This is a genomic window from Cupriavidus sp. BIS7 (assembly GCF_000292345.1).
In the GTDB taxonomy this organism is placed as follows: Bacteria; Pseudomonadota; Gammaproteobacteria; order Burkholderiales; family Burkholderiaceae; genus Cupriavidus.
Window position 1 is genome coordinate 43,766 of the sequence record NZ_ALOU01000034.1, and the last position, 12,332, is coordinate 56,097.

Genomic DNA, 12,332 nt, shown 5'->3' on the forward strand with positions numbered 1-12,332 from the left:
TCTGTTCGGCGGCGCATTTTCTCATGTCCCGGCGCGCCCTGGCTGTGCCAGAAAAGTAACCGTATTGCAGAAATGTAACAGGGCGGATGCAGCACATTTGCCGCTCCGCCCTGTTGACTTGCCGTGGCCGCCCGTGCGGCCCCGCCGCGGTACTTAGCGCGCCGGCAGGATTTTACCCGTTACCTCGCCGAAGCCGACGCGATACCCGTCGCCCTGACACCAGCCGGACATGATCACCGTGTCGCCATCCTCGATGAAACCGCGTTTGACGCCATCGGCCAGCGTGACGGGTTCTGCACCGTTGCGCGTCGTTTCCAGCAGGCTGCCGCAGGAATCGGACGTCGTGCCGCTGATGGTGCCGGAGCCCATCAGGTCGCCAATGCGCACGTTGCAGCCTGACACCGTATGGTGGGCCAGTTGCTGGGCCATGGTCCAGTACATCGCCTTGAAGTTGGTGCGGCAGACCGTGCTGGCGGCTGCTGCGCCTTCCGGCTGCAACGCCACTTCGAGATCGATATCGTAGGCATTGCGGCCCTGCTGCTGCAGATACGGCAGCGGCTCGGGGGACTGCGCCGGATTGTCGCGGCGGAACGGCTCCAGCGCGTCCATCGTCACCACCCACGGCGAGATCGACGTGCCGAACGTCTTGCTGTTGAACGGCCCGAGCGGCACGTATTCCCATTGCTGGATATCGCGCGCACTCCAATCGTTCAGGATCACAAGACCGAACATATGGGCCGGGGCATCGGCCGTGCTGACCGGTTCGCCCAGGTTCGACGGCTTGCCGACGATAAAGGCCATTTCCAGCTCGTAGTCGAGCTTGCGGCACGGGCTGAAGACCGGGCGCGCTTCGTTGGGCAGCTTGATCTGGCCGTTGGGGCGATGCAGCGCGGTGCCGCTGACAACCACGGAACTGGCGCGACCGTTGTAGCCGATCGGGATTTCAAGCCAGTTCGGCAGCAGCGCGTTTTCCGGATCGCGGAACATGCGGCCGACATTGGTGGCGTGCTCGCGCGACGAATAGAAATCCGTGTAGCCGGGGATCTCCACAGGCAGGTGCAGCGTGGCCGCCGACATCGGTACCAGCGCCTTGCCACGCAGTGCGGCATCGCCGGACAGCTTGCTGTCGTCGGCCGAAAGCAGCGCGGTCACGCGCTCACGCGTTTCGGTCCACACCGGCTTGCCCAGCGCGATGAAGCGGTTGAGACTGGGGGCGGCAAACGCACCCTTTGCCGCTGCGGGCAGCAGGCCGGCATCGTCCAGGACGGCAAGGTCCAGGATCTGGTTGCCGATCGCCACGCCGACGCGCGGTGCACCACCGGCCGGCGAAAAAATGCCGTACGGCAGGTTCTGCAGCGGGAAATGGGTCTGGCCGTCGTTGGCCGATTCAACCCAGCTTGTCTTGGGGGCAGTCATTGTCTCGGTACTCCTCTTGTTCCTGTCTTGGTCCTGCTGATACGTCGGATCAACGCACGTTCGGGTTGAAATGCTTCTTCAGGCCTTGCCAGCACGTGTAGTAGTCGTTCTGGAGCAGCGCCGATTCAGCCGCGTAGCGGGTCGGCCGGATCACGGCCGGCGTTTCGAACATGAACGCCATCGTATCGGTGATGTGGTGCGGCGTGCTGGTGTCGGCAACGGTGGCGCGCTCGAACGTCTCCGCATCGGGGCCGTGGCCGCTCATGCAGTTGTGCAGGCTTGCGCCGCCCGGGGCGAAGCCTTCCGCCTTCGCGTCATACACACCTGCGATCAGGCCCATGAATTCGCTGGCGATGTTGCGGTGGAACCAGGGCGGGCGGAACGTGTCCGCCGCGGCCAGCCAACGCGGCCCGAAGATCACGAAGTCGATCGAGTCCACGCCCGGCGTGTCCGAAGGCGACTGCAGCACCAGGAAAATAGACGGGTCCGGATGGTCGTAGCTGATCGATCCGATGGTGTTGAACAGGCGCAGATCGTACTTGTACGGCGCGTAGTTCCCGTGCCACGCCACCACGTCCAGCGGCGAGTGTCCGATTTCGGCACGCCACAGATTGCCCTGGAAGCGCGCCACCAGTTCGAAATTGCCATCGCGGTCTTCATAGCTGGCCACGGGGGTCTGGAAATCGCGCGGATTCGCCAGGCCATTCGAGCCGATCACGCCCAGGTCGGGCAGCTTGAACAGCGCGCCAAAGTTTTCGCAGATATAGCCGCGCGCCTCGCCATCGAGCAGTTCCACGCGGAAGCGTACGCCGCGCGGGATCACGGCGATCTCCTGCGGCTCCACCGCCAGACGCCCCATTTCCGTGGCAATCAGCAGGCGGCCCTGCTGCGGCACGATCAGCATCTCGCCGTCGGCGTTGTAGAAGAAGCGATCCCGCATCGAGCTGTTTGCGAGATACAGGTGCATGCCGCAACCGGCCTGCCCCTCCGGACCGCCATTGCCTGCCATCGTGACGATGCCATCGACAAAGTCCGTAGGCACGGTGGGCATTGCAGGCGGGCTCCAGCGCATCTGGTTCGGCGACGTCACCACGCCGTCGAAGTGGCTCACCCAGCGGTCCTGCTCGATCAGCGTGAACGGCTTGTGCATGGCCGCCGGGCGGATCCGGTACAGCCACGAACGGCGATTGTGGGCGCGCGGCGCGGTGAATGCCGTGCCCGAAAGCTGTTCGGCGTACAGGCCGTACGGTGCGCGCTGCGGCGAATTGCGGCCGACGGGCAACGCGCCGGGCAATGCTTCCGTGGCGAACTCGTTCGCAAAGCCGGACATGTATTCGGCCACGGCGGTGTCGGCCACATTCAGTTGGGTCTGGGTCATGAAGTCTTCCTCTCGCTTCGCTCGCGCCTGCGACGGGGCGAACATCCTTGGCGGCAGGCAGCCCGGTCAACGCCAGGTGCCTTGTGACGGTATCACCGCCTCGCTCTTCGATTTACGAATTGTGAAATCGATTTACCAAATCGTAATCATCGTCTTGCGCAAAGTCAAACCACAATTACGATAGGCGAGCACGAGCGCTGTATCGGCGATACAGGGTCAGAGAAACTTCCGGAAAGGAAAAGGCGACCCGGCCGGGGTCTCGGCGAGTCAGATGATGGACTGCTGGGCGACAGCGAACGCTGTGACGCAAGCAGCCGCAGAAGCGGAGTCGGCGCCCCGGAGGTGAGCGCAGGAAAAGTGGACGCAGCGTCCTTCAGCAGGACGGGATGGGTATCCGCCCTGCTGAAGAATCGGGTGCTGGCGGTTTAAACGGGCTTGTGACCCTCGGACGCGGGGCCCGAACCAAAACCACCAGACGATGCCGCGGCCGCTGGAGCGGTTGCGCCTGCAGCCTGTCCTGCCATCGAAGCAGCTGTGACACCGCCGTTACGGCTGGCGATAAATGCGTTCACGTCTGCGGCAAGATGCTGCGGAGCGAGCACGACTTCCAGGCCCAGCGCCTCACAGGCCGCCAGGAATGTGGACATACGCGGATCGGCCTGACCCGATTCCGCCCGTAGATAGGCTTCCCGGGAGATTCCTGCCTTACGGGCGACGTCCTCCTGCTTGAGCTTGCGCGCTCGACGCAACGCCCGCAGTTGCCGGAACGGTTCGCTAGCGCCTCTTGGCACGGCTGTACTGTTCATGTCGGTCTCCAGTCACCAGTCAAAAAAAGTGCGCGGACGTGCATTCGAGTATAGAGCACGTAAAGCGTTCCGTAAGGTATTCCGGAACACTTTTGCAGATTTCCTATGATGGCTCTTTCTCGCCATCCAGACTCTCATCCAAACGGCGGGTAAAGCACAACTTCCTCTTCCCGCCCCCACATAACGGGACCGCCCGCTTTGCGTTGACGTCACATCAGTATCGTCCATGTGTGGAACAAGGCAAGTTGACAAACCGACCGGTCGTGCTATTCTTCAGCGCATGCAAAAAGGCCAATTCACCCGCACCGCGATCATTGAACAGGCATTCCGCTCGGCCACGCAGGTTGGCTTCGAGCAGTTGTCGCTGGCAACGCTCGCCGCCGACACCAACATGTCGAAGAGTGGCCTGTACGCCCACTTCAAGTCGAAGGAGGCATTGCAGGAAGCCGTGCTTGCCCGCGCGATGGAGCGTTTCGGCGAGATCGTGATCGATCCCGCGATGCGTGCACGGCGCGGCATGCCCCGCCTGCAGACTTTGTTCGATGGCTATCTGGTATGGCTCAGTGGCACGGTTGTCGAGGGCCGGTGCATTTTCATGGCGCTGTCCCAGGAGTACGCCAATCGCCCCGGAGTCATACGGGACAAGGTTTTGCAGGCATTCAAGGATTGGCACAGCACCATCGTGCGAGTGGTTGGCGACGCCGTGGACGAAGGCGATCTGCGTGCCGATACCGACGCACGCCAGTTTGCATTCGAGATGGCAGGCATCGGCATGTCGTTCCAGTCATCGTTCAGGATGATTGGCCGAAGCGATGCCGAAGCGATGGCGCGGCGAGCGTTTGGCCGGCTCGTCAACGACGTGAAAGAGAATCGCGCCGAGGTCACCGGCACCGCACACTGAACTGCCGGCGCCCCCATCGAGATATCCAGTTCCCACGCGCCCAGGGCAGGCGCCTGGTGTATCCAACGGCATTTTTACAGTCTTTTGTTGCCCAAAAAATAGCACGACTGGTCGGTCGTGAAACACAAAAAATCCAAGAAATTCTGGCGCTAATCGCCACTCAATCCGGTTGAAGCATCAGTTGGAGGAGTTTGTCGTGTCGCAAGTGCTGTCATCCTCACCCCCGACCCGCGCCGCCCGAACTGTCGGCGAGCCGCTTTCCAATCCTCGATCTGGCCACGCGGCGCTCGCGGGCATGCTCGAGGGACTGGCCCACGCCAGCCGGCGTCTGCGCTGGCAGACCGGTAGCCTGTTCTTCCCCACGGCCACTTCGCGTTCGCTGGAACGCCTTTGGTTCAGTCCGCCTGGCAGCAAACCGTCTCCGGAAGGCTTGCGGCTGCTGGATTCTGCGCGGACCGAATGGGCACTGGTCACCGGCCAGGGCGCCAGCCGCCGCGTACGTGTCTACCGCTGGGGCAGCAAGGGGCCTGTCGTACTGCTGGCCCATGGATGGGGCGGCAACGCGGGCCAGTGGCATGCGGTGGTCACCGGTTTGCTGGCTGCCGGCATGCGTGTGGTGGCTTTCGATGCGTTGTCCCACGGTGCCTCCGATGCAGGGGCCCGCGGCCGGGACCAAAGCTCGATCGTGGAGATGGCTCGATCGCTGCTGGCTGTTGCCTGGCATGTTGGCCCCGTTCATACGGTCGTGGCGCACTCTATGGGCGGCGCCGCGGCGGCACAGGCGATCCGCGAAGGCTTGCCCGTGCGCGGCGTGGTGATGCTTGGGTCACCCGCCGATATGCATAGCGCATGCGCCACCCTCGCCTGGAGGCTCGGCATCGCGCCACACGTGCTCGCACGCATGGAGCGGAGCAGCGAACAATGGCTCGGAATGGCGTGGTCCACATTCAATGTGCCAGACGTCGGCCGCACGCGCCCGGTTCCCCCTGCACTCGTGATTCACGATCGCGATGACAAGGAAGTGCGCTGGGAAGACGGCGCCGCCATCGCTGGTGCGTGGCCTGGCGCGCGGCTGGTAACAACCGACGGCCTCGGGCATCGCCGCATCCTGCGCGATCCCAGTGTGATCGGCCATATCGCCGATTTTGTGAACACGCTTCAGACAAAGCCGGCCTTGTACAAAACGGCGAGCGCATCCCGATCAGCCATCGCCACTTGCTGAAAGCACAAGATGAAAGGGCCGGACCTCGCAAGAGGTCCGGCCCTTCTTATTGGTTTGGTGAGTTCTTGGCCGTTAATTGCAAATATCGTTCAATCAAAAGCCGGACAGCACCAGCTTCCCGATTGTCTGCCCCCCTTCCAGTAGCGTATGGGCGCGGCGCAGATTGGCCGCGTTGATCGCGCCCAGGTTGTCGCCAATCGTCGTCTGCAGCTTGCCCGCATCGATCAGACGCGCCACCTCGTTGAGCAGGCGGTGCTGCGCAATCATGTCGGACGTCTGGAACATCGCGCGCGTGAACATGAACTCCCAGACGAAGGTGGCACTCTTGTTCTTCAGCGCGCCGATGGCCAGCGGCTGGGCGTTCTCGACGATCGAGCAAATCTTGCCCTGCGGCGCGATTGCTTCGGCCATTGCATTGAAATGGCGATCCGTATCGTTGAAACACAGGATGAAGTCGACGTGTTCAAAACCCAGCGCGCGCAGTTGCGTGGGGATGTCGGCGCGATGATCGATGGTGTGGTCGGCGCCAAGGCGCCGGCACCATGTTTCGGATTCCGGCCGGGATGCCGTGGCAATCACGGTCAACCCGGCCAGCACCTTGGCGAGTTGGATTCCGATCGACCCTACCCCGCCGGCGCCGCCAATGATCAGCACTGACTTGCCCGCGTCATCACCCTTTGGCGAAATGCCGAGCCGGTCGAACATAGCTTCCCAGGCGGTGATCGCCGTCAGTGGCAGCGCGGCCGCTTGCGGATAGTCGAGCGAAGCGGGCTTGTGCCCGGCGATGCGCTCGTCGACAAGGTGATATTCGCTGTTCGTTCCCTGGCGCGTGATGCTGCCAGCGTAGAAGACAGGATCGCCAACCTTGAACAGCGTCACATCCGGGCCGACCGCCACCACCGTGCCTGCGGCATCCCAGCCAAGCACGCGCGGCGTTTCCTCGACCTTGTCTTTCGGAGCGCGAACCTTCGTATCGACGGGATTCACGGCAATCGCCTCAACCTTGACCAGCAGATCGTGGCCGCTAGCCTCAGGCCTGGCGATGTCAATATCGACGAGCGACTGAGGATCGCTGATGGGCAGGTAGCGGGTCAAACCGATGGCTTTCATGGAGTGCATCCTTTGCAAGACAGATGAAGATGACTCGATGCTAGTCGCTAACGATCCCGTTGATTAGCCGGAAGATCTCGCAATCACTTTCCCGAAAATCTGGAGAATTTGAGCAAAGCAGCCCGCGTGACGCAGTTCAGAACACTGCTGAATGGGAATTGGGGAAATCTTGAGACGCCTGGCTGCGTCGGGACCTGAGATCCGCAGCGCAGGGGCATTAGGGATGGGACGGCCGTGAGAGGTACGAACTATCTGGATGAAGCGTGCTTGTCAGGAGTTGCCGGCCGTTACAAGGCTCCTGGCAGAAAGCGGGGCGAGAGAATCAGGCGTGTGCGAATTGCGGTTGAACCTGGGTAGTGGCGCTCGGCGTCGCACGGCCAACACCGTCGATATCCTGCGTGGAACCGAGACCCGCAAAGCGGCCATGCTCTTGCGCGGTGGCCAGCAGGCTCATGGGCAGGCGTGTTGCCAGCAGATAGGTCACGGAAACACCCAGCGAAATCAGGCCCAGGGCGACGGCGGAAAGCAGTGCGGCGTTCATGAAAACTCCTAAGTGAGGTAGGTCAAGAAGTTCCCAGTATATGCTGCACTGCGAGATCTGTAAATATTTGGTATGTGATATATCAACAAGAGTTGCAGTTTAAATGCAACAGCGCACCCCTCGGGGTGCGCTGCGCGTCTCAAACAACCATTTCAAGGGACCCAATCGTGGCAATCGGCGCTTGCGGCGATGCCACACGTGAATGCAATTCAGCGCCCTACCCCACCTTTTTCAACCATCCCTGGTCATATTCCTGAGCACGCAGGTTGTCCCACACCGCTGCCGCATTCGGCTTGAGCGAGCGGGCCTTGCGGCGCACGAGCATGACATTGGATGTGGCCTGCGGCCGCAGAGGGCGCAGGACCGCTCCGGGCGCGACGCCGCCGGCCTGCGCGCGTGACGGCACCACGCCAATGCCGAGTTCCATCGCCACCATGCCGAATATCGCGGCAAAGTGGCCCAGCACCTGCAGAGAGCCGGGGCGCACGTGATAGGTTGCCAGCGCGCGTTCCACCGCTGTTTGTATGCCGGAACTCTGGTCGAGCACCAGTAGCGACGCGTTGCCAAGTTCGCCCCACCCCAGCGATTCGCGAGTGGCCAGCGGATGGTGGGCCGGCAACACGGCCTGCAACGGATCGATGCAGAGTGGCTCGTAGTAAAGATCGTCGCAAGGTGCGGGGTTGCTGGCGATGCCGAAATCGACCTCACCGCTACGCACGCTTTGCAGCACGCATTCATGCGAACGATCGCGCAACGTGATACCGATGCCTGGCCATGCCTTGCGGCAGCCTGCCACCCACATTGGCACCGACATCGATGACAGTACCGGATCGGTCGCGATCTGCACCGTGCCTTCGCACGGCTTGCCCGTGCCATGGCTTTCGCGCAGCGTCTGCTCGACTTCCTCGATCAGGTGGCAGATCCGTTGCGACAACAACTCGCCCGCATCGGTCAACTCCACCTGGCGCGTGGTGCGATCGAACAGGCGCTGGTCGATCTCCTCTTCCAGTTCACGCACGCTGCGGCTGATCGCCGACTGGGTAAGGCCCAGTTCGGCCGCCGCGCGCGTAAAGCTCTTCTGCCGTGCAACCGCGGCGAAGGCCTTCAACTGGGGAAGAGAAACATTCATGGTGCCGCTCCTTTCCACGTTCTCCGGGCCGCCTATTCGCCCTTCCCGGTGGAGAACCCTGCCATGTACGTTGCGTGATCGCTGACTGGCTGCGCAACGGCGTGGCCCGTGATAAAGCGGCGGCGCATCGGCTGCAGCACGAACTTGGCGGATACCCCGGCGGTCACGGTCATCACCGCCGCCACCGTGAATACCAGGTTCCAGCCGCCCTGGTGGGACAGCACGGACGCCAGCGGCACCAGCATCGCCGCGGTGCCCTTTGCCGTATAGAGCGTGCCGGCATTGGCCGCGGCAAACTTGCTGCCGAACGTATCCGCACACAGCGCGGGGAAGATCGAGAAAATCTCGCCCCAGAACAGGAAAGTCAGCGCCGCGAAGAGCATGAACCAGTACGGGTCGCGACCCAGCGCCAGCAGGCCGAGCAGAGACAGCCCTTCGCCGATAAAGATCAGGAACATCGTATTTTCGCGGCCGATGCGGTCCGAGATAAAGCCACACAGCGGGCGAGTCAGGCCGTTGCAGAGGTTGTCGATCGACAGGGTCATCGTCAGCAGCGGCAGCGTCATGCCAAGCATCGTGACCGGCATCGAGGCAAAGCCGAAGTCCTTGGCGATGGGCCCGAGCTGCGCAGTTGCCATGATCCCTCCCGCCGCCACCGCAACAAACGAGGCATAGATGACCCAGAACACTGGTGTGCGCACCATCTGACCTGGCGTGAACTCAACTGGGTTGGTCAGGATGGCCTTGTTGGCCACCAATCCCTTGGGAGGCTGCGGCTTTACCAGCAGCAAGGCCATCACGAAAATCAATACGCCCTGCAGGATGCCGAACGTGAAGAACGCATGCTCGTAGCCGGACTTCTGGATCATGTTGGCGATCGGAATCACCGTCAGCGCCGAGCCCGCGCCAAAGCCGGCTGCAGTCAGGCCGGCAGCCAGGCCCCGCTTGTCCGGGAACCACTTGAGCGCATTGCCGACGCACGTGCCATAGACGCCACCAGCGCCTATCCCCGCGATGACTGCTGACGCGTACAGCATCGGCAGCGACGTGGCATACGAGTTCATCACCCACGCAAGCCCCGCGAAGATCGCGCCGCCAGCCACCACTGGACGTGGTCCGAGCTTGTCGACGAGCCAGCCTTCCAGCGGCACGAGCCAGGTTTCGGTGACGATGAAGATGGAAAATGCAACCTGGATCGCCGATTCGCCCCAATGATGTTTGGCGTTCATGGGGGTTACGAACAGCGTCCAGCCATACTGGAGGTTCGCCACCAGGCCCATGCAGAGTACGCCTATGAAGAGCTGGAACCAGCGGTTGTGGAGCAGACCGCCATTGAAATTGCCTACAGCGGGGCCTGCCGCATTGGTGTGCGCCATGTCGTGTCTCCTTGCATTAGTGTCTATCGCGCTCTGGCGGCGCGAATGGTGGGCTGGCCCCTGTGGGACGCCCTACTTTTCACTACTGAATGAGCGCGCCTGACATTGCGGCACGTTGCATCGGTGAATTGATGCTACTTCAAACTTAGATCAGCACAGCATAAAGTTTTTTATTATGATCATTAACGATCCTTTATAGATAGCGGGATATCGTGCAATGAAGAATGCCACGCTGCGTCAGCTGAAAGTGTTCGAAACGGTGGCCCGCCACATGAGCTTTTCGCGCGCGGCGGAGGAACTGCACCTCACGCAACCTGCTGTTTCCACACAGGTTCGGCAGCTTGAGCTGCATGTGGGCCTGCCGCTCTTCGAGCAACTCGGCAAGCGCATTTACCTGACCCCGGCCGGCACCGAGATGCTGCACTACAGCCGCAGCATCATTCAGCAGTTCCGCGAAGCCGAAGATGCGATGGCGCAGCTTAAGGGTATTTCCGGAGGCCGCCTCAACGTTGCCGTGATCAGCGCAGGCGACTATTTCTTCCCGCGGCTTTTGGCCGAGTTCATGAACCGGCACGACGCGGTCACCCTCAACCTTGCAGTGCACAACCGCGAGGAACTGCTGCACCAGCTTTCCAGCAACCTGACGGATGTCGCCGTGATGGTCCGCCCGCCGGAAGGCATGGACACCATCGCCGAATCGTTTGCCCCCCACCCGTACGTGATCGTTGCCGCTCCGAACCATCCGCTGGTCGGCAAACGCAATATCCCGCTGGCCGGCCTGGCCGAAGAGGCCTTTGTGTCGCGAGAGAAAGGGTCGGACACCTGGAACTCGATGCAGGAAGGCTTTGCGGGCCGCCTGTCGAATCTGCGCATTGCAATGGAGATCAAGAGCACCGAGACCATCAAGCAGGCCGTGATCGCCAACATGGGCATCGCGTTTCTGTCTGCCCATACCGTGGGTCTGGAGCTTCAGACTGGCAAGCTGGCCGTGCTCGATATCGAGGGCTTCCCGGTCATGCTCAACTGGTACGTGGTTCACCGCAAGAACAAGCGCCTGCCGCCCGTAGCGCTGGCTTTCAAGCAGTTCCTGATGGAGGAAGGCGCCACGCTGATCCAGCAGATCACCGGCGTGGAAGGTGTGATCCGCCCTCGTCACGCCATGCATAAGTGATTACTTATGGTTTATCGATGAAACTTTAATTATCGTTAATTGATCGTCCATCCTAAGCTGCAGGCATAAACAGCCCCGACCACGTGTCACGCAAGGAGACGATCATGAACCAACTCCATACCGCCGCACCGATCGCCGCTTCGGCAGCCAGCGAGATGAACCGGCCTGATCGCGAAATGCAGCTTGCCGCTTACAACGCCGCGTTCGCCGAACTGGGCCTGCGCTTTCGCTGGGACATGCCGATGTTCGACTGGCTCTGCGGCATCGAATGCGAAAAGACCCGTGTTGCACGCTACATCGAGGACTTCCACGCGCATCTGCTCAAGGCCTATGAAGCGTCGTTCCTTAGCCAGCTCATCTTCGACAAGAAGAGCGAGTACGTGCGGGCGATGATGGGCGCCGGTGTCAACTGATCTTCGAACCGCCCTGCCGACAAGAAGGCCCCTGACGGGGCCTTCTTCCGTTATCCCCTCACGTGGTTGACCAGCGCGCCGATCCCGTCGATCGATACCTCCACCACCGCGCCATCCTTCATCGAACCCACGCCAAGCGATGTGCCGCAGGCGATCACGTCGCCGGGCATCAGCGTCATGTCCTGCGAGATGCGGCTGACCTGTTCCTCGGGCGAGAAAATCAGGTCCGCAAGTGGATAGTTCTGCCGTTCCACGCCATCAAGCCGCGTTACCACGTTCGCGGCGCGCCAGTCGAAGCCGGTGACGATGGCCGGGCCCAGGCAGCCGAACGTGTCGTAGCCCTTGGCTCTGGTCCACTGCGGGAAGTTGGGGTCTTCCGTGATCAGTTCGGCCGCCGTGACGTCATTGACGACGGTGTAGCCGAAGATATACGAGCCAGCTTCCGATACGCCGACGTTGCGGCATTTGCGGCCGATGACGATGCCAAGCTCGCCTTCGTAGACGATCTTGCCGCGATAGCTGGCCGGCCGCTCGATCGCGTCACCTGGCCCCGCCAGTGAACTGGCGGGCTTCATCAGGAACAGCGGATGCAGCGGCACGGGCTTTTCAAGCTTGCGGGCCAACGCGTGAAAGTTGTTCCATAGCGCGACGATCTTGCCGGGTTCGCACGGCGCCAGCAGTTGCAACTCGGCTCGTGGCAACACCGCGCCAGTAGGCTTTGAATCGGCATAGCCGGGGCCGTCGTGCACGATCACGCGATCGCCGTCGACCACACCAAAGCCAATATCGCCGCGCGGGCTGCGGAAGCGGATCCAGGTTTGTTGCATGGGGGCTCCTCGTTCTGAGTCAGGCTCCCCTCTCCCACAACG

General features: G+C 61.9%; 12 protein-coding genes. 4 read left to right on the plus strand and 8 right to left on the minus strand.

Features of this window, described 5'->3' with window-relative positions; genetic code table 11:
- Positions 1-153 precede the first annotated feature (153 nt).
- The 3 genes from fahA to B552_RS0112590 form a co-directional block, all read right to left on the minus strand.
- Positions 154-1,416 (minus strand): fumarylacetoacetase, encoded by a 1,263-nt coding sequence (gene fahA / locus B552_RS0112580; protein ID WP_019449377.1) that lies wholly within the window; start codon positions 1,414-1,416, stop codon positions 154-156.
- Between the two features lie 49 nt (positions 1,417-1,465).
- Positions 1,466-2,794 carry a homogentisate 1,2-dioxygenase gene (hmgA, locus tag B552_RS0112585; RefSeq protein WP_019449378.1) on the minus strand — a complete coding sequence of 443 codons (1,329 nt, stop codon included), beginning with the start codon at positions 2,792-2,794 and terminating at the stop codon, positions 1,466-1,468.
- 425 nt (positions 2,795-3,219) lie between these two features.
- Entirely contained in the window at positions 3,220-3,600 is a 381-nt protein-coding gene (locus B552_RS0112590) for a helix-turn-helix transcriptional regulator (RefSeq protein WP_019449379.1), read from the minus strand.
- A 280-nt stretch (positions 3,601-3,880) separates the two neighbouring features.
- On the opposite strand from B552_RS0112590, the gene B552_RS0112595 reads away from it, so the two are divergent.
- Both B552_RS0112595 and B552_RS0112600 read left to right on the plus strand, forming a co-directional pair.
- Positions 3,881-4,501, plus strand: coding sequence for a TetR/AcrR family transcriptional regulator (locus B552_RS0112595; protein WP_019449380.1), 621 nt, complete (start codon positions 3,881-3,883; stop codon positions 4,499-4,501).
- 196 nt (positions 4,502-4,697) lie between these two features.
- Entirely contained in the window at positions 4,698-5,723 is a 1,026-nt protein-coding gene (locus tag B552_RS0112600; protein WP_035879782.1) for an alpha/beta fold hydrolase, read from the plus strand.
- Between the two features lie 93 nt (positions 5,724-5,816).
- Here the strand turns inward: B552_RS0112600 and B552_RS0112605 are convergent, their stop codons facing one another.
- The 4 genes from B552_RS0112605 to oxlT all read right to left on the minus strand — a co-directional run bounded on the left by B552_RS0112605 (position 5,817) and on the right by oxlT (position 9,879).
- Positions 5,817-6,833 carry a zinc-binding alcohol dehydrogenase family protein gene (locus B552_RS0112605; RefSeq protein ID WP_019449382.1) on the minus strand — a complete coding sequence of 339 codons (1,017 nt, stop codon included), beginning with the start codon at positions 6,831-6,833 and terminating at the stop codon, positions 5,817-5,819.
- A 322-nt stretch (positions 6,834-7,155) separates the two neighbouring features.
- A complete protein-coding gene (locus B552_RS0112610) occupies positions 7,156-7,374 on the minus strand; it encodes a hypothetical protein (RefSeq protein ID WP_019449383.1) in 219 nt (72 codons plus the stop codon).
- 217 nt (positions 7,375-7,591) lie between these two features.
- Positions 7,592-8,503, minus strand: coding sequence for a LysR family transcriptional regulator (locus tag B552_RS0112615; protein WP_026035599.1), 912 nt, complete (start codon positions 8,501-8,503; stop codon positions 7,592-7,594).
- 32 nt (positions 8,504-8,535) lie between these two features.
- Entirely contained in the window at positions 8,536-9,879 is a 1,344-nt protein-coding gene (gene oxlT, locus B552_RS0112620; protein WP_019449385.1) for an oxalate/formate MFS antiporter, read from the minus strand.
- Between the two features lie 217 nt (positions 9,880-10,096).
- Here oxlT and B552_RS0112625 point away from each other — a divergent pair, with 217 nt between their 5' ends.
- On the plus strand, positions 10,097-11,050 hold the full coding sequence (locus B552_RS0112625) for a LysR family transcriptional regulator (protein ID WP_019449386.1): 954 nt from the start codon (positions 10,097-10,099) through the stop codon (positions 11,048-11,050).
- Between the two features lie 104 nt (positions 11,051-11,154).
- On the plus strand, positions 11,155-11,463 hold the full coding sequence (locus tag B552_RS0112630) for a hypothetical protein (protein ID WP_019449387.1): 309 nt from the start codon (positions 11,155-11,157) through the stop codon (positions 11,461-11,463).
- 50 nt (positions 11,464-11,513) lie between these two features.
- Here B552_RS0112630 and B552_RS0112635 read toward each other — a convergent pair whose 3' ends face one another.
- Positions 11,514-12,290 (minus strand): fumarylacetoacetate hydrolase family protein, encoded by a 777-nt coding sequence (locus B552_RS0112635; protein ID WP_019449388.1) that lies wholly within the window; start codon positions 12,288-12,290, stop codon positions 11,514-11,516.
- Positions 12,291-12,332 lie beyond the last annotated feature (42 nt).